We start from the raw sequence: 22,846 nt of genomic DNA, 5'->3' as shown, positions 1-22,846 counted from the left end.
AAAATAAAAAAATCATTTTAAATGATTTTTATTAATTAAAAAATAATGACATAAAATTTTAATAAGCTCTGGCGAATAAAATAGTTTGATTAGCTTTCTTTTTAGTCACAGGACATATTTTAGTAATTAATTTTTGTGAAACAATAACTCTAGCTGTCGCTCCTGTTTCTTCTTTAATAATTTTTTCTGCTTCGTTCTCATAAACACTCATTTTAATATATCCTGTATTTTTAAGATTTTTTTTAAAATCTTCATAAGTTGTGACTTCTAATATATTTTTGTTTAAAAAATCCGAAGCTTTTTGAAACATTTCTTTATGAATGGTTTTTAATAAAATAGGAATTTCTTTCAATAAAGACTCTTCTTTAATTATTTTTTTTTGAAAATTATGTCTTGTAAAGATTGTAATATTATTTTCTTGTAAATCTCTTAATCCTAATTCTATTCTCAATGGAATACCTTTTAATTCGTAATGACTAAATTTCCAACCAATATTTTTATTTTGATTATCTAAAACAACTCTATATTTTCTAGATAATTGTTTATATAATTTATTAGCTTTTTCTAAAACTTCTTTTTTTTGAGATTGAAGAGGAATAATAACTATTTGAATAGGAGCGATATAAGGAGGTAAAACTAAACCTTCATCATCTCCATGAATCATAATCATAGCTCCTATTAATCTTGTAGAAATCCCCCAAGAAGTTTGTTCAGCAAATTTAGTATCTAAATTAGAATCTTGAAATTTAATTTGAAAATTTTTAGAAAATTTAGTTCCTAAATAATGCGAAGTACCAGCTTGAAGAGCTTGTTTATCGTGCATTAAAGCTTCAATAGAATAAGTCCATTCAGCACCTTTAAATTTTTCTGATTGTGTTTTTTTTCCTGAAACAAAAGGAATAGCTAATAATTCTTTTCCTAATTTTTTATATAAATTCAATATTGTAATAGTTTCTTTAATGGCTTCTTTTTTAGTGGCATGAACTGTATGCCCTTCTTGCCATAAAAATTCTTTGCTTCTTAAAAATGGTTTATTAGTTTTTTCCCAACGCACAACATTGCACCATTGATTAAATAATTTAGGTAAATCACGATAAGAAAATATTTTTTTTGCATAATATTGAGAAAATAATACTTCTGAAGTAGGTCTTATAATTAATTTATCTAATAATTTTTCTTGATTAACTTCTTCAATTTTAATAACTTCTGGAAAAAAACCATCAATATGTTCTTTTTCTTTTTTAAATAAATTTTCGGTAAATAATAAAGGGAAATAAACATTTTGATGATTAAGTTTTTTTAATCTTTTATCTACGAATTCTCTAATAAATTCCCATATAGCATATCCATAAGGTAGATAAATAAAAAAACCTTTAATATCTGAATAATCAAGCAATTCCGCTTTTAAACAAATTTCTTGATACCATTTACCAAAATTAAGAAAACGCGGAGTTATCTCTTTAACAAATTTAGAATTTTTCATATAAAATAATTTCCTTTTTTATTATCGAAAACCAAATAAATAATTTTTAAAAATGTTAATTAATTTTTTCTTTCAATAATTTAGAAAAAAGTGAAACTTGATCTATCTTTTCCCAAGAAAATAAGTTATCATTACGTCCAAAATGACCTTCACAAGAAGTTATTTGAAATAAAGGTTTTCTTAAATTTAATATTTTAATTATTCCTTGCGGAGTTAAATCAAAATTTTTTTCAATCATTTCAAGAATTAAATTTTCTGGAACTTTATTCGTACCAAAAGTATTTATAAATAAACTAACAGGTTTCTCAAAAGATATGATGTAAGATAATTGTATTTCGCACTTATCACATAAACCAGCAGCAACAATATTTTTAGCTAAATATCTAGCCATATAAGCGCCGCTTCTATCAACTTTAGAAGCATCTTTACCACTAAAACAACCACCTCCATGACGGACTTCACATCCATAAGAATCTTGAATTATTTTTCTTCCTGTTAAACCTGTATCAGCAGCAGGACCCCCAATAACAAAACTTTCAGAAGGATTAATCAAAAAATTAGTTTTTTCGTTAATTAAAACAGGATTAATTATCGGTTCAATAACATATTTTAAAATATTCTTTTTTAAAAATTCTTGTTCAATATTTTCTTCATATTGAGTAGACAAAACAATAGAATCTATATAAAGCGGATTATTATTTTCATCATAAACCAAAGTAATTTGAGTTTTTCCATCTGGTCTTAAAAAAGGTAATATTTTTTTTTCTCTAACTTCAGTTAATCTTAAAGATAAATTCCTAGCTAAGAAAAAATTTAAAGGTAAAAAAAGATCAGTTTCTTTTGTTGCATAACCAAACATTGAACCTTGATCTCCTGCTGCTTTATTTTGAACAATTTTTGTTAATTCTATTGATTGTTCATGAATAAAATTTAAAATAGATATATTTTGATAACAAAAATTTTCACTTTCTCTATTATATCCGATTTCTTTCACAACATTTTTGATAATATTTTCAATATATTCTGAATCAAACTTAAACAAAGTTTTGATTTCTCCTAAAACAATAACTTTTTGTTTTGTTACTACGGTTTCAATCGCTACTTTAGATTCAGGATCTTGTTTTAAAAAAGCATCTAACAAAGCATCTGAAATTTGATCCGCTATTTTATCGGGATGACCTTTTGTAACTGATTCACTACTAAATTTTTTCATAAAATATTCCTAATTATTTTAATTCTTTTTTTAATTAAAAAAAATTTATTAAAATTTTTTTTAATTAAAAAAAGATTCAATGAATCTTTTTTTAATTAAATATTAATTTTAATACAAAAAAATTAAACTAAAACTATGAAACAAGCTTGTTCTCTACCATTTACTAATTTGATAAAAAATTCTACTTTATCATTTTCTTCTAATTTTTTATATCTGCTATTTTGATAATGACCTGGAAGTGGTTTTGTATTACCTTGTATAATGTTATTAGCGTGGCAAAATAAATCGTCTTCTTCTTTTACTCTTTTATCAACTAACTGATCGATTTCTGAAGCGTCAACACCAAATTGTTCAGCGATTTCACTAGTTGGAATTTCACCGATAGGTGTTGCTCCTTTAATAAAACCAAAACTTTTTTGTGTATTGAACCATTTTGTAGTGCCTTGCCATTTAACTTTTGTTTGTTTTTCCATTAATTAATTTTAAAACTCCTTTTTTTATAATTAGATGAAACACCACTTTTTATTATATAATAAAATATAATAAAATAAACATTTTATTATATTTTAAATTCATTTAATATGATAAAATTAATTATAAACGATTATAAAAAAGCCTTTATAGTTTAATGGAAAAACATGTCAATGGTAATGACAAAACACAAGTTCGATTCTTGTTAAAGGCACCAGTATAATTTGATATTATAAAATATTTTTTTATGTTATACTTTAAAAGTAATCATTTTTATAAATTAAAAAATGCGAATGTCGTATAGTGGCTATTACTTATGCTTGCCAAGCATAAGACGGGGGTTCGATTCCCCTCATTCGCTCCAAGAAAAAGAATAATAAAAAATAAAATAAAAATCATAATTATAAATAAAAAAACTATCTTAAAATTTTAAGATAGTTTTTTTATTTATAATTTACTTTTAGACTTTAAATACTTAAGATAAATACTTCTTTTTTTATTTTTAGTTAACAAACCACGTTTAGAATGAAAATCAAATGGATGTTGTTTTAAATGTTTATTTAATTCTTCTATTTCACAAGATAATAAATCAATCCTTGCTTTTATGGAACCAGTATTAATCTCAGAATTAGTAGCCTTTAAAATAATCTCTTTTTTTTGTTCTTTATTTAAAGCCATATGTCATATTTTCCTTTCAAAATTATTTTATAAAATTAATTAATTTTATATTTTTAAAAATTGCTCTATATCTAAAATAAAAACAGTAGCTCCACCAATAGTAATTTCGGAAGATAAAGGAGCTAAAAAACTCATTTCATTTAAAATATTATTAGGAATTAATTGTGTTTTAGTTTTAGAAAATTTTCTAAAAATATCTAAAACTTGTTCAACCTTTTCCTTTTTTATACCGATAACAAAAGTAGTATTAGTTTCTTTTAAAAAACCGCCTTTAGTATTTAATCTAGTATTAAAAATATTTTCTTTATTTAAAGACGTTTGCACTTTATTAGCATTTTCATTAGAAATTATAGCTATAATTAATTTCATTTCATTATCCATATTAACATTATATAATATTATATATTATTTTTTAAAATAAAACAATTCATTAAATTATTTTATCAATAAAAAAATAGAATAAACATGACATAAATTGGCTAAAATTACAAATAAATGCCAAATAAAATGATAATATTTTTTATATAACTCGTTATAAAATAAAATTCCAACACTATAAAAAAAACCTCCTAAAAATAAAAATAATAATATATTATAATTTTGATTCACAATTGACCATGAATCGAATATAACCCAAATTCCACTCCAACCTAATAATAGAAATAAAATCAAATGAATTTTATCACCTTTGTGAAATTGAAATATTTTCAAAAGTATTCCGATCAATATTACAAAAGATTGTAAAATACAAAAAATTAAATTAAATAATTTTTTTTCTTCTGAAGAAAATAAAAAAGGTAAAAAACTACCCCAAATTAATAAATAAATACAAATATGATCGAATCTTTGGAAATGTCTTTTAGCTTTTGTAAAAGATAAAGAATGATATAAACAGCTCATTAAATAAAGCATAAACATAGTTAATGTTAATAAAAATAAAGGAAATTTAAAACCTTTTTCAATGCAAAAAATACAAAAAATAACAATACTAACAGGAACCATTAAACCATGAGAAACAGCATTTAAAATTTCTTCAAGTATAGTTTGTTTTTCAGTTGTTCTTTTTGGCCATTTCATATTTTTTTTAAACCTTTTCAAAATTTTTTTATAATTTTCATTTAAGTTATAAATTTATTTTTCTAAATTCATACGAATGCTTTTTACAATCGTTTGATAATCATTTTCTTTCATTTTATTAATATTATGAGGCAAAATAATTTTAATTTCATCACTAGAAAAACGAGGTAATAAATGAACATGGTAATGAAATACTCTTTGTCCTGATATAAAACCATTATTATTTAACAAATTAATACCCTTACAATTAAAAGTTTTAATTAAAATTTTACTTATTTTTTGAACCACACCAAATAAATGTTGAAAAACATTTTCAGGAACTTCTTCAATGGTTACGTATTCCTCTTTGGTAACAACTAAAGTATGACCTTTAGTAGCTTGTATAATATCTAAAAAAGCAATAACTAATTCATCTTCATAAATGATATAGCCTTTAATTTCTTTTTTAATAATTTTAGTAAAAATAGTAGACATATTTATACCTCTAATTGTATATAAAAACTTTATTTTAATAAATAATAAAAATTACATTTTTTTATTATTTATTAAAATAATTTAAATGCATAATTATTTTTAAAATATTCATTTTTCTATTTAAATGAATAAAAATATTTTTTTATTTAAAATATCTTTTGATATTTACAAAATTACATTTAGCTATTTTTTGAAAAAAAATCAATTCTTTATTTTTTTGATAAATTTCGGCTATTTGTTTATCCACTGTATAACCTGATCCTAAACGTAATTTCATGTCTATTCGATTATTGCTTAATTTATACATTTCATGACTTAATTTATCAATTTCCTTTAAAAAAATATTTCTAGCTATAATAGAAGCCAAAGCTACACTTAAATATTTAGATTCAGCTTTAGTTTCGAATATAATTTTTTTATATACTTTTTTTTCATTTTTTAAATAATTAAAATAATTTTTAGGACTAGCAAACTGATCTAAAACAACCATTTCTTCTTTATTTATTTTTTTAAAAAGATCTAAAATAGCTTTATTATGTAATAAAGCTTTGATATGATTTAAATTATATTTTTGATTTAAAATATTATATTCCGAAGGAGTTAATATTTGAACTGAATAAGTAATTTTATCTTTTACCATTAACATTATTTTTTGTATTTTATCATTTGATATTTTTTTAGAATCTCTTATCCCTATTTTTTTTAAAAAAGGGTATTGTTCTCTTGTTACCAAAGCGGCACAAACAATAATAGGTCCGAAAACATCACCTGTGCCTACTTCATCTGAACCAATAATGTTTTTAAAATTTATATCATCTATTTCTTCATTAAAAGAAATAATATCTTTATTATTTGAAATTTGAGAATTAGAAAAATTATTTAATGATTTATCCGAATTTAAATGTAAAAGTTTTCTTATATATTCGATTTCGTCACTCACATCATTTCCTTGAATTAAACAAGTACCATTTTTATAACATGTTATGTTAATTTGTGTTTTTTTTATTATTAAATAAATATCATTTTGGGTACTAGGAAAAATAAATTTTTCATAAATTTTTTTTAATGTTTCAAACTGTTCTAATTTTAAATTTTTGAAAACATGTACTCTTCTCATGAAAATCACCTTTAAATAAATTAAGATAAATAATAAAGTTTTATTATTTATTCAAATCCCAATCAATAGGTAAGATCTGGTTTTTAATTAAATAAAAATTAGTTTTAGAAAAAGGTTTAGAACCGAAAAAACCTTTATAAGCCGAAAATGGAGAAGGATGAGGGCTTTTTAAAATATAATTTTTATCTATATCAATATATTTAATATATTCTTGGGCTATTTTCCCCCACAAAATATAAACTATTTTTTCTTTTTTATTTAAAAATTTAAAAATATTTTTAGTAAACTCTTTCCATCCGATATTTTTATGACTTAAAGGTTTTCCTGCTTCAACTGTTAAAATACTATTTAATAAAAAAACACCTCTTTCAGCCCATAAAGTTAAATTATTAGTTTTCGATATTAAATTCAAATCATTTCTTAATTCTTTGAAAATATTTCTCAAACTAGCAGGAGTTTTTTCATTTTTAACACTAAAAGATAAACCATGAGCTTGATTTATATTAAAATAAGGATCTTGTCCTAATATAACTACTTTGACATCTTTAAAAGGAGTAATATTAAAAGCTTCAAAAATTTTTTCCAAAGGAGGATAAATTTGTTTTTTTATTTTAAATTCACCTTCTAAAAAATTAATTATATTTTGAAAATATTTTTTTTGTCTTTCTTGATAAATTAATTCTTTCCATGTCATTTTATCACTATTATTTATACAGATTATTTTTTTTCTTTTCACCTAAAAATAATTTTTTAAGTAAAAAAGGCATATTTGAGAATATAAACAAAATCAACAGGAAAAAACATAAAAATGTTTTAAAATAAGAAATAGTAAACATATGTTGTGCTAAAATGTCCTTATATTTAGTCGGATGGTTATCTTTTGTTGAATTATTATCTCCTTTTGTGTAAATTATTTGTGATGAATTATATTTTTTTATAACCCTATGAATAATAGGTGTATCTGGATGAATTTGTTTATTTTTAAAAACGACAATATCACCTGTTTTATCACCTTCTTTAAGTTTTTCTTTTTGCTTATCTGAAATTTTCTTAACTACAACAATATCATCTGTTTTTATTGTAGGTTCCATACTTCCACTTGCAACTTTATAATAATCAATTCTAAAAATGTTCAAAACTTCTTCATGAGCATTTTCGGGACCAAAATAGATTTTACAAATAGATGCCGCAAATAAACAAAGACAAAAAATATTTAAAATTAAATTAATAACAAAAACAAAACTTCTTAAAAAATAATAAATATATTTTTTATAATAATTTGTATTTTGAAACATATATTTTTATTTCTTCTTTCATAATCTAATTATATTAAATAAAGATATATAATAATAAATAATTTAATAATATTTTTGTATAAATGATAAAAAAATTATTATTAAAAAATATAAATAGAAAATAAAAAAATATCAAAAATAAATTCTAAAATTTATAATCTTAAATACGATTTCAGTATTTAAGTTAATATTTTATATTAAATTTTATAAAATAAAATAATTTAAATAATAAAAATTAATATAAAAACAAATATTTTTTGTCTAAAAATTTCAATTTATAAAAATAAAATAATAATAAAAAAATAATTATATAAAAATTTATAAAAAAATATTATAAATCTAAAATTTAATATATTTTAAATTTCTTTTGTAAAACTTTCTACAATAGCATAATTTTTATCTTTAACAACAATTAAATTAGTTTTTACATAAGGTAAAATATTAGGAATTCTTTGAGGTGGAATTGCGATAAAAAATTGTATTTTTAAACTATTAAAAAAAGACATCATAGCATCTATTCTATTTTCGTCCATATTATTAAAAGCTTCATCAAAAAATACTAAACATCCTTTAGATTCACCAGTTTCTGATAATAATTGTTCAAAACAAATAGCAATAATAATATAAAAAGGTACTTGCGTTTCTCCTCCTGATTTTTCTCTAAAAATTTTAGAAAAAAAGGAAAAATTACCATCTTTATCATAAATTTTAATATCATAATTCAAATAATTACGATAATCTAAAAATTGATAAGATATATTCTCATATTCTTGTTCAAAAGACATAATCTTTTGAAATAATTCATTCAAAACAATATCTTTATAAGATAAATTATTTTCGTAAAATAAATTATTTTGGTCTAATTTATTTTCTTGTATAAAAAAAGAATAATATTTTTGATATTCAGGATCATCAGAAGGTTTGGCAACAATCTGATAATAATCTTCTCCAAAAGGCCTATTTTTCAAAATTTGATTTAAATTTTGAATTTGTTGTTGTGCCTCTATAATACTTTTTGTTAATTTATTAATAAATTCTTCTTTAAAAATAATTTCTGTTTTTATAGTCAATTCTTTTGCTTCTTGTTCATATTTAACTAAATTTTTTGAACTAATTAAATTGTATTCTTTCGCAAAAAAATCAAAACTTTCTATATTAGATTCGATATTTAATAAATTATAATTATCAATATATGTTTTCATAGAAAATATAAGATCAGTATTTAAAATATTTTTTTGTTTTTCAATGCTTTTTAAATTTTCTTGAATACTTTTAGAAATCATTTCATAATTATTCGGATATTCATTTAAATAATTATGGATTTGTACAGAAGCTGCTTCAATATTAAAAATTTCTTTTTTTTCTTCTTCGAATAATTGTTCTTTATAAAAAATTAATTCTTTTTCTAAATTATTAATTTGCACAATATTAATTTTTTCTTTATTTTGATATTCTGCAATTTCCGATAAAATTTGTTCTAATTTTTTAGTTTTTATTTTTTTTTCTTCTTGTGATTTAAAGATATTATCTTCTAATTTAGTTAAATCATGATTTAACTGTAATTGTGTTATTTTTTCTTCAATATTAATTATATTTTCCTCTTTTTCTTTTTGTTGTTGAAAAAAAGAAGAAAAATCCAAATTAACAATAGAAGATATTTTACTTTTTTTTATCAAAGAAATAATATTTTCATTATCTCTAAAATAATTTTGTTTCTTTAATAATTCTTCAGTTTGTGAATTTAACTCATTTAAAATAATATCTTTACGTATTTTAAAAGAATTAAGACCTATATAAGGAATCTTATAAATTTTAGGATTTAATTTTTTAGCAGAATAATTACTATAAATCATTCCAGAAGGAGTAATAGCTGTTTTATGATTTTTTAAATTCTCAATATTTAATTCGCATTTAATATATGATAATAATATCTTAGCATATTTTAAAGCATCTTTATTATCGCTAGAAATATGTGAAGCTAAACTATCCAAATTATTAGGTATATCAGGTATTTTTTCAGTATTAACTAAACCAACATCGTAAATTTTCAAATCATCTTGTAATTTTTCATAAATTTTTAAAGCAGAATCGAAATAACGATAATCTATAATTAAATTGAATTTTCTAGAACCTAAAAAACCTTCTATAGCATTTCTCCATAACTCATCTTTGATTTCGATCAATTCACACAAAGGATAAACAAAAATATTTTTATTATATTTATTTTTTAATTTTTCTTTTAATAAATTATTAATTTTAACAAAATGATCATTTTGTGAAACAAAATTTTGATTAATCATTTCTAATTCATAATTATTTTTATTAATTTTTTCTTTTAAAAGAATTATTTCTTTATTTAAGATATTTTGATTAATATTAATATTAATTATTTTTTGAGATAAATAATTAGATATTTCAACAACATCTTCTTTTAATATAAAAGCTTTTTGTTGTCTAGAATTTTGCAAAAAAGAATTTATTTTTTTAATACTCTCTTTTAAAAAGTTATCTTGATTTAAAGCAAATAAATTTTCTAAAATAACAATTTCTTCTGTTAATTGTTTTTTTAAAATATCTATTTTTTCTTGAATTTCTTTAACAACTCTTCGATCATTAGCTAAATCTTTTTGCAAAGAATACAAAATAGATCCTAAATTATTTTGAATCTTATTAGTTTGCAATTTTAAAATATAATCATTTAAATATTCTATAGATTCATTATATTTTTTTTTATTCAATAATAATTTGGATAATTCTTGATTAATTAATTCTTTTGTTTTAATTGCGTTTTCTAATTTTTTTTCATTTTTTTTAACTAAAACCATTTTTTCTGTTAAAAAATAAATTTTCACTTGAACATCTATTTTTTTTAAATTTTTATGAATTTCTATAATTTTAGCTAATTCTTTTAATTTGATTTTTTCTATTTCTATTTGAGATTCGATTTTTTTTAATTGTCTAACATTATTTTTTAAACCATTAATATTAATGGGATTTTCTTCTAATAAAAAATCAAAAATAAATTTTTGTAAATTCAAAGCTTTAAAAGCTAAAGCTTTTGGTAATATTTTTAAATATTTATAAATATTAATTTGTAAATATTTGCCGACTGCATTTTGATATTGTTTTTTAGTATCAAAGAAATTAAAATCTTTATTAAAAGTTCTTAGATACTCGCGCATATCCTTAATATTTCTTATTTGATTATTATCAAATGTAAAAATATCTTTCTTTAAATTTATATTCGGGACAAGATAAAATTTTTCTTTTAACAAGCCTCTATAAGGCAATTCCAAAACACAACCTAAAATAGTATATTCTTTTTGAATTTCATCATAAAATTCTAAAGCGATATGAGTAATAACATCATTATTTCTTAAAAATTCTTTATTTTCAAGACCAATTTTACCTTTAATATAGCTTTCTAAAGAACGCTTTGCATTTTCATTAGCAGCTATATTAAATTTAACACCATTTCTTTCGCCTATCAAAACATATTGTAAAGCATCTAATAAAGTGGATTTACCTGACCCATTTTCCCCTGAAATTAAAATATTATCTTTAATTTCTATATCTTGATAAGAAAATAAATGCCAATTGATTAATTTTATTCTAGTTAATTTTTTCATTTTCAGTTTCGTCAAAATCCGAATTTAATAATTTTTTATATTGTTCAACCATATCCAAATCAATTAAATAAAGAATAGAATTATAAATTGTTATGATAGAACCATCAGATAAATCATTATCTATATAATTAATAATATTATATCTTCTAAATAACATTAAAATATTTCTTATTTTTTCTTTAGTTAATTTTTTAACTTCTTTATAAGCAATACTGTTTAATTTATGATAAATATCTTGTAAATATATTGTAATAACATTACCATAATTAGATTTAATTTCTCTTTTTTGTTGAAATAAAATACGTAAAATTAACAAAATAAGACTTTCTTCTTTTCTTAATTTTAATTTATTAAAATGATTTAAATTTTTGATAAAAATAACTTCATCATATTTTTTAATTTCTAATTGAAAATCAGAAAGTTTAAAAAAAGAAGAAAATAATTCTTTATATAATAAAATAAAACGATAATCATTAGCATCTTCTATTTTTTGAATAGTTAAATAATTAACTTGGAATAATTTATTCACAATTTTAGAAAAAATATTTTTTTCTTGTTCTTTTAAAATTTTAAATTTTTCTACAAAAATATAAAATTCCTGTGTCTTTTGATCCATTTAAAAAATCCTTCGCTAATTAATGAATAAGAAAAAATTATAAAAAATAAAATTTTATTTAATATTTTTTTAAAATAATAAATTATTAAACTAAATTATGTTTTTTAAAAAAATCATACATTTTGTCATCGACAATATGATCGGATATTAAATTAGCTTTTTTTCTAACTTCTTCATATTCGCAATTACCCATTGCAATACCTATATCAGCGCGTTCCAACATTTCTTTATCATTACATCCGTCTCCTACACAAATTATTTCATAATCATTATATTTTTCTTTAATTTTGTTAATGCCATGAAATTTATTAATATTTTTAATTGTTAAATCAACATGACTACTCCAATAATAAGCTTCGAAACAATCTAACTCATCTAAAAAAGATTTCATTTTTCTTTGTTCGTCTCCGAACAAATTCAACATAAAAATTTTTTCTTTTAAATAAAATTCATTATCAATGGAAATATTATATTTCGTTTGCCAACATTTAATAATTTCCATTTGATGCAATTGATCTTGATAAAAAAACGATGATTTATCCATACTTATAGCTGCACCAACAAGTTTATATTGAGAATATAATTTAACTCCTTCTAAAAATTTTTCAATATAATCAACAGGAATCGGATTCTCATCAATAATTTGATCATCTTCTAAAACTAAAGCGCCATTAATTAAAACTAAATATTTAAAATAAGGTAATAAATCACTAATAACATCTAAATTATCATGATTTCGGCCAGTAGCAATACCTAAAATTGTATTAGGAGTATGAAACAACTCCTTAATTAATTTCTTAGTTTGCGGTAAAACTCTTTTTTTTTCATTACAATACAAAGTATCATCAATATCAAAAAAAAATAATCTTTTCTTAATAATAATAAAACCTCTTTCTTTTTATTAATTTTTTTATAATAATTCAAAATTATAACAAAAAAATAAATTTTTTTGAATAAAAAAACAAAATTACTTTTAATAACTTATACTTAAACAAAAGTATATCTTGTTAAATTAATTTAAAAATTTATTTCACAAATTAAAATTATTAAAAATAATTTTATTTTATTTATTAATAAAATTTAAAATTTGGTGTGGATAATGAGATTCGAACTCATAAGAATAAAATTCACATATCCCTCAAACATGCGCGTATACCATTCCGCCATATCCACAAAAAAATAATAAAATGAAATCTTATTATTTTTTTAAAAATATTAAAAATTTATATCTTCTTAGCAAGAAAATAAATAAAAAATTAATATTATTCTAACACAAAAACATAAGGATAAATATTATTATTATTTTTTATTTTCTCTATTTCTAAATTAGGAAATTCTTTTTCCAAAAATAATTCTATTTTTTCTAAATTTTTCTCAAATACATTTTCTTTATGATAAAAAATAGTTAAAAAATTATTTTGTGAACTAATCATTTTTTTTAATAAATTTTTAACTAATAAAATTAAATCTTTATTACTTTCTATAGTTTTATTTTCAAAAATTGACGAAAAAACACCTAAATTTGTTGATTCTTTTTTAAAATTAACAATCTTACCTAATTTAACCTTTTTCATATTTTTTTGAATATTATTCAAATTTTCTTTGAAAGAAAGGGTTTTATTAAAAACTAAAAGAGCACTATAACTTTCATGAATGCTTTCGGTCGGTATAATTTGTATTTTAAATTGAGGATTTAATTTACAAGCTTCCTCAATAATAGGAATTAATTTAGGTTCGTTAGGAAATAATATTATATTTTTGGCATTAACTTTATTAATTATTTTATTAAAATTTTCTATTGAAAAATTTTCTTTGTTTAAATTAATAACAAAATCAGATTGTAATTCTTTAAAAGTATCAAAAATTTCTTCTTCTTCAAATTCAGAAACAAAAGTAATAATAGAATATTTAGCTAATTTTTCTTTATTTTTATTACCAGAAATAAATTCAGAATGTTGTTTTTTCATATCATCAATTTTTGATTTTATCAATTTACCATGAATTAATAAATTCTTTAAAACATCATTCGGATTATTAGTATGAATATGAATTTTTAATAAATCATTATTTTTAAATAAAATTAAAGAATCTCCGTAACAACTCATTTGTTTTTTATAATTATTAATATCAAATTTATCTAAATTATTTAATTTAATAATAAATTCTGTACAATACTGATTTTTGAAATCACTTATTTCATTAATATCATGATTTAATTTTAAATCAAAATCTTGATCATCATCATTTTCTAATTCAACATTATCTAAATATAATAACATTCCTTCTAAAATAAAAATAAAACCAGCCCCACCGCTATCAACTACTTTTGATTTTTTTAAAATAGGTAATAAATTAGGAGTTTTGTTTAAAGAAATTTTAGCATTTTCAATAGTTATTTGAATAGCTTTCTTAATAGTTTTAATTTCTTCTTTTTTTTTAACAGTTTCTTCGATAGATTCTCTTAAAACAGTCAAAATAGTTCCTTCTACTGGTTCAATTACTGCTTCATAAGCTTTTTGGTAACCATTAATCAAAGAAGAAATAAATTCTTCAACATTAATTTTATTCTTTTGCAAATTATCAATGTAATCATGAATTCCAGAAAAAAATTGTGATAAAATAACTCCTGAATTTCCTTTAGACCCCATTAATAAAGCGTCAGCTAAAACTTTAGTTACTGTAATAATAGAAGAATCGTTTATTAATTGAATCTTTTTAACTCCTTCCATCATAGTCATTTGCATATTAGTACCAGTATCACCATCAGGAACAGGAAAAACATTTAAATCATTGATTTTTTGGTGATTTTTTTTTAAATTAAAAGCGCCGTTTATAATCATTTTTTTAAATAAATCGCCATCTATAATTTCGTATTCTATCATTTTATATTACAAAATCCTTTATTGTTTTGATAATTTATTATTATTAATTATTTCGATTAATTAAAATAATTATTTATATTATTTTATTTTTTTTCAATAAATAAAAACTAATTATATTATAACATATTGAAATATTTAAAAATATTATTTTAAAATGAGATAAAATCTTATATATCTTTGATTTATAAAAAATAAATATGTTTTTTTAATAAAAATATATTATAATAAAGGATATATTGCAATTAAGATTATAATAAGGATAAAAGTAAAAATATTATGAGTAAATGTTATATTACCCAAAAAACAACATTGTTTGGAAATAGACGTAGTCATGCAATGAATGCTACTAGAAGAACACAAAAAGCTAATTTACAAAAAGTAAAAATTATAAATGAAAAAGGTGTAAAGGTAAGAGTTTATATATCAGCTCGTGCATTAAAAAAATTAGAATTAAAAAGAGTTTGATTTTTTAAAAAAAAATTCAAAATAAAAAATAAATAATATTTTTTATTTTGAATTTTTTTATTTTTTAAATTATTATATAGAAATACTTTCATATATAAAAGTATTGCTTAATAAAGCAATAACACAAAAAGATAAAAATAATAAAGAATCAAAACGATCTAATAAACCGCCATGTCCTGATATTATACTTCCAAAATCTTTAATTGAAAAATCTCTTTTCAATTTAGAAGATATAAGATCTCCAAATTGAGACATAATACAATTAAAAAAAGTAAAAAAACAAAACGATATCGATTTGAATCCAAAAAAACATAAAATAATAATAAACGAAACTATAAAACCACAAAAAAATCCTTCCCAAGTTTTTTTAGGACTAACACTCGGATATAAAAGATTTTTGCCAAATAAAATTCCGCCTAAAAAAGCGAAACTATCACTAGAAATAGTAATAATAAAAAGATAAAGAAACCATTTAGAATTTAAATAAACTAAATTAAAAAAACAAGCGCTAGAAAAAACAATATATAATAAAATTAATAAAAAAAAATTTAAATGTTCTGTTCGAAACTTATGAATAAATAAAAAAAATATCCATAAAAAAATCAAAAAAAACAAAAAACAAAATAAATATTCTTTCGTAAATAATTTTTGTAATAATTGTATAATTGGTTGTTCCTGTTGACCCTTTTTCGAAAAAAAATTCGACAAAAAACATAAAAAATAACAAAAAAATAAAAAAACAAAAATAAAAAAAACAATTTGTACAAATTTACTTTTTGTTAATTTTGCAGCATTTAATAATTCTTTAACAGAACCCATCATAATTACAAAAATACCAAATAAACAAAAATTAGTAAAAACATTTGGATTAGGAATACAATAAAAACATAAAGTTATTAAAAATAAAACTAATCCAATATAAATTTTATTAAAAGATAAAGATATTTGTTTTTTCATTTTTAAATTTTTAACAATTCATTTTTTTTCTTAATTGTATCTGCTTCAACTAATTTAATAAATTTATTATTCAAATTTTGTATATCTTTAGAAAAATTATCTTCTAATGTATCTACTTCATTTAATTTTGTTTTTTTACCTTGACGAATAATATTTCTTATCGAAATTTTAGTTTGTTCCGCTATTTTATCAACTTCTTTAATTAAAATTTTTCTTCTATCTTCTGTTGGTTTTGGAAAAACTAATTTTACAACTTGGCCATCATCTTGTGGTGTTATTCCTAAATCAGAATTCAAAATAGCTTTAGAAATTTCTCCAATAATGGTATTATCAAATGGTTTAATATTAATTTGGTTTCCGTCTAAAACGCTAATAGTACTAATATTTTTTAAAGGCATTTTTTCATTATAATAATCAACAGTTATTTTATCTAAAATTTTAGGATTAGCTATCCCTGTTCGAATATTAGTAAATTTAGATAACATTACTTCTTGAGCTTGTAGCATTTTATTTTCTAATTTTTCAAAAATTGATTTTTCTAAATCATTCATTTTCATTCCTCATTGATTTTGTCGGATTTTTTATTTTTATTCCTCTTAGAAGTAATCAAAGTACCTGTTTTTTCTTTTAAAACAACTTTTTTAATATTTCCTTTTGTATTCATATCAAAAACTAAAATATCAACCTTATTTTCCCAACACAAAGAGACGGCAGTCATATCCATAATATTTAATCTTTTATCTAAAATTTCTTTATAATCAATTTCTTTTAATAAAAAAGCATCTTTATGTTTTTTAGGATCTTTATTGTAAACGCCTTCAACACCATTTTTAGCCATCAAAATAATATCTGTATTTAATTCTACTGCTCTAAGAGCTGCAGCAGTATCTGTTGAAAAAAAAGGTAAACCTAACCCAGTTCCTAAAACCAGAACTCTTCCTTTATCCAAATGTCTCAAAGCTTTTTCTTTAATATATGGTTCTGCAACAGCAATAACAGGAAAAGATGTCATCACTCTTGTTTGAACTTTTAAATTATTTAAAGCATCTTGTAAAGCTAAAGAATTAATCAAAGTTCCTAGCATTCCCATATAATCAGAACGACTACGTTCCATTCCTAACTCTTGGCCTACCAAACCACGCCAAATATTACCAGCGCCAACAATAATTACAATTTCAATACCTAAATTTTTAATTTCTTTGATTTCTTCAGCAATTGTCTTAACTATTTGAGGATTAATGTTAAAATCTTCTCCTTTTAATGCCTCTCCGCTTAATTTTAAAAGAATCCTTTTGAACATTAACTTACTCCTTTTAAGATAAAAATTCTTTTCTTAATATTTATCTTATCTTTTTATAATAACAAATAAAAACTTAATTAATTTTTTAAATTATTTTTTTCCAACTTCGAAACAATAATAAGCAATAATATCAGTTTTATTATGATCTAAATATTCTCTTATTTTTTGATTTGTTTCCATATAAAAAGGTTGTTCTAATAAACAATTTTTTTCGATTAAAGTGATTAAATTATTTTCTATTGCTTTTTCTAATAATTGATCCGTTAATGGTTTACGACTGTTCTTTTGTTTGATTTGTTCTAATAAATTTTCTTTTGCTTTATTTATAAAATCGTTATCTACTGACTCTTTATTTAAAAATTTAGGTTTCATACCAACTATATGAACAGGCAAATGTTCTTCGACATCAGCAGAAGATTTAGTTAAATGAACTAAAGCAGAAATTTTTCCTCCTTGATGTTTATAAAAACCAAAACTTTCTTCATCTTTTTTATAAATTATTTGAATACGTGATAAAACAATTTGTTCTTTAATAAAGAAAGTTTTTTCTGAAATTAATTCTTCAATTCTTTTTCCGTTCCATTGATATTTTAAAAAATCATCTAAACTTTTAATAGAAGAATCAGCTTCTAATAAAATTTTTTCTAATTCATTGTATAAATCAATAAAATGTTCATTTTTAGCTACAAAATCTGTTTCAGTATTCAACTCATATAAAATAGCTTTATTGCCTTTAACAACGACATTAGTTAAACCTTCTAAAATTTCTTTCTTTTTGTCAGGATTATAAGAAAAAATACCTTTTTTTTTCAATAATTCAATTGCCGCTTCGATATCTCCTTGAGTATCTTCTAAAGCTTTTTTACAATAAGTTATTCCTACTTGTGTTTTTTGTCTTAATTCTTTGATCATTTCAAGTGTTATTTGCATAATTTTTTTATTTCCCTTTTTATTTTTTTAAAAAATAAAAATTATTTTATTTTACAATCGTAATTTAAAAATATTTTCCTTAATTTTGGATCAAATTATAAAAAATTTACATAAAAAAAGATGTTATTAACATCTTTTTATTTAATTCATTTTAATTAAAATATAATTAAAAAAATTTAATGTAACATATAATAAAAAATATTATTTTATACTTGACTTGGTTCTTTTGATTCTAATTTTTCTTTTATATTTTGTAAATTAATTTTAGTATTATTCATACTTGTCTCAGCTTCGACTACTGCATTCGAAATAATAGAAGTTATCAACCTAACTCCTTTGATAGCGTCATTATTAGCAGGAATAATATAATCAACTAAATCAGGATCGCAATCACTATCGATAATACCAAAAACTTTAATATTTAATTTACGAGCTTCAGTAATAGCTATTATATCTTTTTTAACATCTACAACAAAAATAGCTTGTGGCAATTGATTCATATCTTTAATTCCACCTAAAAATTTTTCTAATTTTTCTCTTTTTCTTGTTAAAGTCATAATTTCTTTTTTAGATAAACCAGACCATAAACCATCTTTTTCTTGTTTATATAAATCTTTTAAAAAATTAATTCTTTTAAAAATAGTTTGAAAATTAGTGAAAGTTCCACCTAACCATCTATATGAAACATAATATTGTTTTGCTCTTTCAGCTTCTTGTTGAATAATTTCGCGAATTTGTTTTTTTGTTCCTAAAAACAAAATTTTTCCATTATTTTTAATTAATTCTACTATTTTAACATAAACAGATTCAATTGCTTCAATTGATTTCCTAAGATCTATAATATGGATTCTATTTCTTACAATAGGTACCCCTTTTTCGTTTGAAAAAAGAAAAGGTTTCATTTTATAATGACATTTTCTTACTGCACTGCCAAAATGAATTCCTGATCCTAATAATTGTTTAATAGAAACTACAGATGACATAAAAACAAAAATTAACTCCTATTCAGATTTTTATAAAAATTTAGAATATTTAAATTATCCATAATAAATAAATTTTTAAAAACATTAAATTCATCATTAATCAAACATCTTAAATAAAATTCAATTTATATTAATAATTTTATATTTTTTTAAAAAATATTCCTTTAATACTAATCTAATCTATTCTAACATATTTTTATTTTTTTATAATTTCAATTTTAAATTTATATTAAAATTTTCAATTAGTACTTCCAAATCCATCTTCACGAATCTTATTACTTTCAACTAAATCATCATTAGTCAAATAAAAATCTTTTAAAATGCCTTGCGCTATTCTTTCAGTTTTTTCAATACTTACTTCTTCATTAGATAAATTATATAAAGGAATAAAAATATGTCCTTCATTTTTTAAATTATTATAATAATCACTATCTATAATTCCTACACTATTAGGCATAATTAATCTTTTTTTTAAAGATAAAGAAGATCTAGGATAAATACATAAAACTTTATTAGAATCAAAACAAGCTTTTATCCCTGTTGGAACTAAAACTAATTCTTTAGGTTTTATAATAATAGACACAGCAGATTCAAAATCGTATCCTGCGCTAAAAAGAGTTTGTCTTCGTGGCAAATTAATACATTTATCTTTAAAAGAATTTACAACCTCGAAAAAAAATTTAACTTTATTATTCACATTAATTTACCTTTTGGTTTTTTTATTTATTTTTTTATCAAAATTCCTAGGATGATTTTCTAAAAATTTATTTTTTAAACAAATATCAGAAATATAAGTATAAATTTGGGTTGTTTTTAAATTAGCATGTCCTAGCAATTCTTGAACAACTCTTAAATCTGCTCCGTTATTTACTAAAATAGTAGCGAACGCATGTCTTAAAGCGTGAGGATATAAAGAAACTTTTTCTCCAGTTCGAAGGCTTAATTTATTTAAAATAAATCTAACTCCTTTACTGCTTAAAGGTTTGCCTTTATAATTTATTAATAAAAAATCATTTTTTTGTGGATTCGATTTATTTTTTTCATCTAAAAATTTATTTCTAACATTAGACAAGTAATATTTTATCATTTGAACTAAATTTTTATGAATAGGCAAAAATCTTTCTTTTTTTCCTTTACCATAAATTAAAATTTGAGCATTATTCAAATAAATATTTTTTATTTTTAAATTAACTAATTCACTTATTCTCAAACCACAACTATAAAGCAAATCTAGAATAATATAATTTCTATAACCTAAAAGTTCTGTTGTATCAATAGAATCAAATAATTTTTTAATAAAAGATTCAGATAAAATCAGTGGCAATTTTCTAGAATTTTTTTTTAATTTAATTAATTTAAAAATATTATTTTTCAAATTATATCTTTCAATTAAAAAATTATAAAAAGTTCTTAAAGCAGAAATTTTTCTCATAATGCTAATGTTAGAAAAATTCTCATTACTCAAATAAGAAACAAAATAACGAGCTTCATTTTCTTCAGATAATGTTGATAAATTAAATTCCTTTTTTTTTTGGAACAAAAAATTTTTAAATTCTTTTGTATCATGAATATAACTCTTAATAGTTAAAAAAGAATAATTACATTCAATTCTTAAAAATAATTCAAATTCATTAATAAAATCCAATTTTTACATCCTACTAACTATTTATTGTAATAAAATAATTAATCTAAATTAGTTATAAAATATAATCTTTAATAATCGTCTTTTTTAAGATTGAAATATAAATTAAATATTTTTTTAAAAATATTAAATTTATATTTTTAATCTCTATTTATAAAAAAATAAAAATTTGAAATATTTAGATTTTAAAAATTTGAAAATATCAAAACCTTTAAATATTAAAAAAATAATAATTAAAAAAGGAGAAATAACTGATAAAACTTTCGCCTTCTTACTATCTATAATTTTTGATAATGGTATCTTTGTAACAACCTTATATAAAACATCTTCATAACTGATTTTTTTTTCAAAATCTAATATTTCTTTATTAGCTTTCCCTTTAGTTGTAATAAATTTATCTTCTTTATTATTTGCTTGTATCTCATGCAATACGAAAGGATTTCGTCTCAATATTTCATTTGTTCTAAATTGTTTATCAACATAAAAAACTACACAATCCTTTTCTTTTAAATTTTGAAGCTCTTTATCGGTTAATTTTTTAACAATGACCAAATCATTTTTGTTAATATCTGGTGACATACTTCCGCTAGATACATAACAAATATTAAAAAACATAAATTTATGAGTATATTTAGGGAAAAAATAATTGCAAATATTTAAAAAAATAAAATAAAAAATAATAAATAATAAAAAATAATATAAAAAAGAAAGAAAAAAATTCAAAAATTTTACTAATTTAACAAAAATCATCATAAATACTCTTTTTTATCACAAATTTCGAAAATAAATTACAAAGGTCTAAAATTATATTAAAGTTTTTAAACTTTATTCTTAATCTTTATTCTTTATATTAAATTATTTTTTTGATTTTTTATTATTTATTAAAATATTTTTAAATTTTTTTACAATTATTCTCAATAAAATCAATTATAATTAAAGTAATTTTCAATTATAGACATATAATTATCATTTTGTTCTGTATTAATATTATTTTTAATTATATATTGTCGTAAATCTTTAGGCATAAAAATTCTAATATCTTCTTTATTATAACCTATAACGATAGATTTTTCATCATAAATAATAGGTTTTTTGAAAATAGAAGGATTTTTTATGATAAACTTTTTAATTTCTTTAATAGTCATTGAAAATAAATCATTTTTTTGCTTTTTAAAAAGTTTAGAGCGAGTAGATATTATGCTTGTAAAGTCTATATTATCATAATTTAAAATTACATCAATATCTTCTTCAGTTAATTGACAACTACTTAAATTCTTTTCTTGATAATTAACATGATGCAAATCTAACCATTTCTTAGCTTTTTTACATGAAGAACAGCGATTACTAGTTAAAATAAAAGTCATAAATCATAAAAATTCTTTCTTGTTAAAACACTCCTTTGACAATTGTTTTAAAAATTTTTAAAAAACAATAATATTAAATTTAAATATAATTTAAAATAAAAAAATAATTTTATAAAATAAACAAATAATTATTTTAAAAAACACTTCTCTTTAAAATAAATATATTTTAAACATTTCAACAATGAAAATATTTTTAATTATATCAAATTTTATATAATCAAGCAACAAAAATGATTTTTTAATAAATTTAAAAAATAAAATAAGAATCTA

Annotated in this window: 24 protein-coding genes and 3 tRNA genes; 3 read left to right on the top strand and 24 right to left on the bottom strand. The window is 20.4% G+C overall.

Annotated features, from left to right (window positions below):
- Positions 1–58: 58 nt before the first annotated feature.
- The 3 genes from proS to KTO59_RS00920 form a co-directional block, all read right to left on the bottom strand.
- Positions 59–1,483: a proline--tRNA ligase gene (proS, locus tag KTO59_RS00930; protein WP_284928212.1), complete on the bottom strand. Its 1,425-nt coding sequence runs from the start codon at positions 1,481–1,483 to the stop codon at positions 59–61.
- 55 nt (positions 1,484–1,538) lie between these two features.
- Positions 1,539–2,696, bottom strand: coding sequence for a methionine adenosyltransferase (metK, locus tag KTO59_RS00925; RefSeq protein ID WP_284928211.1), 1,158 nt, complete (start codon positions 2,694–2,696; stop codon positions 1,539–1,541).
- Between the two features lie 122 nt (positions 2,697–2,818).
- Complete coding sequence (locus tag KTO59_RS00920) at positions 2,819–3,169, bottom strand: cold shock domain-containing protein (RefSeq protein ID WP_284928209.1); 351 nt, start codon at positions 3,167–3,169, stop codon at positions 2,819–2,821.
- Between the two features lie 141 nt (positions 3,170–3,310).
- On the opposite strand from KTO59_RS00920, the gene KTO59_RS00915 reads away from it, so the two are divergent.
- Together KTO59_RS00915 and KTO59_RS00910 are read left to right on the top strand one after the other, a co-directional pair.
- A tRNA-Thr gene (locus KTO59_RS00915) sits at positions 3,311–3,384 on the top strand.
- Between the two features lie 72 nt (positions 3,385–3,456).
- A tRNA-Gly gene (locus KTO59_RS00910) sits at positions 3,457–3,531 on the top strand.
- Positions 3,532–3,614: 83 nt separating this feature from the next.
- On the opposite strand, the gene KTO59_RS00905 is transcribed toward KTO59_RS00910, so the two are convergent.
- From KTO59_RS00905 to KTO59_RS00850, 12 genes are all read right to left on the bottom strand, one after another.
- Positions 3,615–3,845: a 30S ribosomal protein S15 gene (locus tag KTO59_RS00905; protein ID WP_225696010.1), complete on the bottom strand. Its 231-nt coding sequence runs from the start codon at positions 3,843–3,845 to the stop codon at positions 3,615–3,617.
- 45 nt (positions 3,846–3,890) lie between these two features.
- Entirely contained in the window at positions 3,891–4,214 is a 324-nt protein-coding gene (locus KTO59_RS00900) for a cyclic-di-AMP receptor (RefSeq protein ID WP_225696009.1), read from the bottom strand.
- A gap of 66 nt (positions 4,215–4,280) precedes the next feature.
- A complete protein-coding gene (trhA, locus tag KTO59_RS00895) occupies positions 4,281–4,922 on the bottom strand; it encodes a PAQR family membrane homeostasis protein TrhA (protein WP_225696008.1) in 642 nt (213 codons plus the stop codon).
- A 54-nt stretch (positions 4,923–4,976) separates the two neighbouring features.
- Positions 4,977–5,396 carry an HIT family protein gene (locus KTO59_RS00890; protein WP_225696007.1) on the bottom strand — a complete coding sequence of 140 codons (420 nt, stop codon included), beginning with the start codon at positions 5,394–5,396 and terminating at the stop codon, positions 4,977–4,979.
- 142 nt (positions 5,397–5,538) lie between these two features.
- Complete coding sequence (gene rnhC, locus KTO59_RS00885; protein ID WP_284928208.1) at positions 5,539–6,513, bottom strand: ribonuclease HIII; 975 nt, start codon at positions 6,511–6,513, stop codon at positions 5,539–5,541.
- Positions 6,514–6,556: 43 nt separating this feature from the next.
- Positions 6,557–7,207 carry a uracil-DNA glycosylase gene (locus KTO59_RS00880; RefSeq protein ID WP_284928207.1) on the bottom strand — a complete coding sequence of 217 codons (651 nt, stop codon included), beginning with the start codon at positions 7,205–7,207 and terminating at the stop codon, positions 6,557–6,559.
- Positions 7,208–7,217: 10 nt separating this feature from the next.
- Positions 7,218–7,808, bottom strand: coding sequence for a signal peptidase I (locus tag KTO59_RS00875; protein ID WP_284928206.1), 591 nt, complete (start codon positions 7,806–7,808; stop codon positions 7,218–7,220).
- A 356-nt stretch (positions 7,809–8,164) separates the two neighbouring features.
- Positions 8,165–11,437 (bottom strand): ATP-binding protein, encoded by a 3,273-nt coding sequence (locus KTO59_RS00870; RefSeq protein WP_284928205.1) that lies wholly within the window; start codon positions 11,435–11,437, stop codon positions 8,165–8,167.
- On the bottom strand, positions 11,421–12,053 hold the full coding sequence (locus tag KTO59_RS00865) for a DUF4194 domain-containing protein (RefSeq protein WP_225696002.1): 633 nt from the start codon (positions 12,051–12,053) through the stop codon (positions 11,421–11,423). Before KTO59_RS00865 ends, KTO59_RS00870 begins: the two co-directional genes overlap by 17 nt.
- 85 nt (positions 12,054–12,138) lie before the next feature.
- On the bottom strand, positions 12,139–12,930 hold the full coding sequence (locus tag KTO59_RS00860) for an HAD family hydrolase (protein ID WP_284928218.1): 792 nt from the start codon (positions 12,928–12,930) through the stop codon (positions 12,139–12,141).
- A gap of 211 nt (positions 12,931–13,141) precedes the next feature.
- Positions 13,142–13,226, bottom strand: a tRNA-Leu gene (locus tag KTO59_RS00855).
- A gap of 89 nt (positions 13,227–13,315) precedes the next feature.
- Entirely contained in the window at positions 13,316–14,935 is a 1,620-nt protein-coding gene (locus KTO59_RS00850) for a DAK2 domain-containing protein (protein WP_284928204.1), read from the bottom strand.
- 276 nt (positions 14,936–15,211) lie between these two features.
- Here KTO59_RS00850 and rpmB point away from each other — a divergent pair, with 276 nt between their 5' ends.
- A complete protein-coding gene (gene rpmB / locus KTO59_RS00845) occupies positions 15,212–15,400 on the top strand; it encodes a 50S ribosomal protein L28 (protein WP_225696000.1) in 189 nt (62 codons plus the stop codon).
- Between the two features lie 72 nt (positions 15,401–15,472).
- Here rpmB and KTO59_RS00840 read toward each other — a convergent pair whose 3' ends face one another.
- The 9 genes from KTO59_RS00840 to KTO59_RS00800 form a co-directional block, all read right to left on the bottom strand.
- Positions 15,473–16,357, bottom strand: coding sequence for a phosphatidate cytidylyltransferase (locus KTO59_RS00840; RefSeq protein WP_284928203.1), 885 nt, complete (start codon positions 16,355–16,357; stop codon positions 15,473–15,475).
- Between the two features lie 2 nt (positions 16,358–16,359).
- Entirely contained in the window at positions 16,360–16,908 is a 549-nt protein-coding gene (locus KTO59_RS00835) for a ribosome-recycling factor (protein ID WP_284928202.1), read from the bottom strand.
- A gap of 2 nt (positions 16,909–16,910) precedes the next feature.
- Positions 16,911–17,657: a UMP kinase gene (gene pyrH, locus KTO59_RS00830; protein ID WP_225695997.1), complete on the bottom strand. Its 747-nt coding sequence runs from the start codon at positions 17,655–17,657 to the stop codon at positions 16,911–16,913.
- A gap of 90 nt (positions 17,658–17,747) precedes the next feature.
- Positions 17,748–18,587: a translation elongation factor Ts gene (gene tsf, locus KTO59_RS00825; RefSeq protein WP_284928201.1), complete on the bottom strand. Its 840-nt coding sequence runs from the start codon at positions 18,585–18,587 to the stop codon at positions 17,748–17,750.
- A 206-nt stretch (positions 18,588–18,793) separates the two neighbouring features.
- Positions 18,794–19,570 carry a 30S ribosomal protein S2 gene (rpsB, locus tag KTO59_RS00820; protein WP_225695995.1) on the bottom strand — a complete coding sequence of 259 codons (777 nt, stop codon included), beginning with the start codon at positions 19,568–19,570 and terminating at the stop codon, positions 18,794–18,796.
- Positions 19,571–19,808: 238 nt separating this feature from the next.
- A complete protein-coding gene (locus KTO59_RS00815; protein WP_284928200.1) occupies positions 19,809–20,267 on the bottom strand; it encodes a dUTP diphosphatase in 459 nt (152 codons plus the stop codon).
- A gap of 6 nt (positions 20,268–20,273) precedes the next feature.
- Positions 20,274–21,215, bottom strand: a complete 942-nt coding sequence (locus tag KTO59_RS00810) for a tyrosine-type recombinase/integrase (protein WP_284928199.1) — start codon at positions 21,213–21,215, stop codon at positions 20,274–20,276.
- Between the two features lie 144 nt (positions 21,216–21,359).
- On the bottom strand, positions 21,360–21,962 hold the full coding sequence (locus tag KTO59_RS00805; RefSeq protein ID WP_284928198.1) for a S26 family signal peptidase: 603 nt from the start codon (positions 21,960–21,962) through the stop codon (positions 21,360–21,362).
- A 173-nt stretch (positions 21,963–22,135) separates the two neighbouring features.
- The gene (locus tag KTO59_RS00800) at positions 22,136–22,576 is read right to left on the bottom strand and encodes a Spx/MgsR family RNA polymerase-binding regulatory protein (protein WP_225695991.1); all 441 of its coding nucleotides are present in this window, start codon (positions 22,574–22,576) and stop codon (positions 22,136–22,138) included.
- Positions 22,577–22,846 lie beyond the last annotated feature (270 nt).

Origin of the sequence: Candidatus Phytoplasma sp. AldY-WA1, assembly GCF_020312115.2 — a bacterium.
GTDB classification, from domain to species: domain Bacteria; phylum Bacillota_I; class Bacilli_A; order Acholeplasmatales; family Acholeplasmataceae; genus Phytoplasma; species Phytoplasma vitis.
The sequence above is the reverse complement of the archived record's forward strand: the minus strand, read 5'-3'. Positions and strand labels throughout refer to the sequence as shown.

Coding starts and splice junctions, on each gene's coding strand:
- KTO59_RS00875 (WP_284928206.1), bottom strand. CDS start 7,808: ATGTTTCAAAATACAAATTATTATAAAAAATATATTTATTATTTTTTA.
- proS (WP_284928212.1), bottom strand. CDS start 1,483: ATGAAAAATTCTAAATTTGTTAAAGAGATAACTCCGCGTTTTCTTAAT.
- KTO59_RS00800 (WP_225695991.1), bottom strand. CDS start 22,576: ATGACTTTTATTTTAACTAGTAATCGCTGTTCTTCATGTAAAAAAGCT.
- pyrH (WP_225695997.1), bottom strand. CDS start 17,657: ATGTTCAAAAGGATTCTTTTAAAATTAAGCGGAGAGGCATTAAAAGGA.
- KTO59_RS00900 (WP_225696009.1), bottom strand. CDS start 4,214: ATGAAATTAATTATAGCTATAATTTCTAATGAAAATGCTAATAAAGTG.
- KTO59_RS00805 (WP_284928198.1), bottom strand. CDS start 21,962: ATGATTTTTGTTAAATTAGTAAAATTTTTGAATTTTTTTCTTTCTTTT.
- KTO59_RS00870 (WP_284928205.1), bottom strand. CDS start 11,437: ATGAAAAAATTAACTAGAATAAAATTAATCAATTGGCATTTATTTTCT.
- rpmB (WP_225696000.1), top strand. CDS start 15,212: ATGAGTAAATGTTATATTACCCAAAAAACAACATTGTTTGGAAATAGA.
- metK (WP_284928211.1), bottom strand. CDS start 2,696: ATGAAAAAATTTAGTAGTGAATCAGTTACAAAAGGTCATCCCGATAAA.
- rpsB (WP_225695995.1), bottom strand. CDS start 19,570: ATGTCATCTGTAGTTTCTATTAAACAATTATTAGGATCAGGAATTCAT.
- KTO59_RS00850 (WP_284928204.1), bottom strand. CDS start 14,935: ATGATAGAATACGAAATTATAGATGGCGATTTATTTAAAAAAATGATT.
- KTO59_RS00865 (WP_225696002.1), bottom strand. CDS start 12,053: ATGGATCAAAAGACACAGGAATTTTATATTTTTGTAGAAAAATTTAAA.
- rnhC (WP_284928208.1), bottom strand. CDS start 6,513: ATGAGAAGAGTACATGTTTTCAAAAATTTAAAATTAGAACAGTTTGAA.
- trhA (WP_225696008.1), bottom strand. CDS start 4,922: ATGAAATGGCCAAAAAGAACAACTGAAAAACAAACTATACTTGAAGAA.
- KTO59_RS00880 (WP_284928207.1), bottom strand. CDS start 7,207: ATGACATGGAAAGAATTAATTTATCAAGAAAGACAAAAAAAATATTTT.
- KTO59_RS00835 (WP_284928202.1), bottom strand. CDS start 16,908: ATGAATGATTTAGAAAAATCAATTTTTGAAAAATTAGAAAATAAAATG.
- KTO59_RS00890 (WP_225696007.1), bottom strand. CDS start 5,396: ATGTCTACTATTTTTACTAAAATTATTAAAAAAGAAATTAAAGGCTAT.
- tsf (WP_284928201.1), bottom strand. CDS start 18,587: ATGCAAATAACACTTGAAATGATCAAAGAATTAAGACAAAAAACACAA.
- KTO59_RS00920 (WP_284928209.1), bottom strand. CDS start 3,169: ATGGAAAAACAAACAAAAGTTAAATGGCAAGGCACTACAAAATGGTTC.
- KTO59_RS00840 (WP_284928203.1), bottom strand. CDS start 16,357: ATGAAAAAACAAATATCTTTATCTTTTAATAAAATTTATATTGGATTA.
- KTO59_RS00905 (WP_225696010.1), bottom strand. CDS start 3,845: ATGGCTTTAAATAAAGAACAAAAAAAAGAGATTATTTTAAAGGCTACT.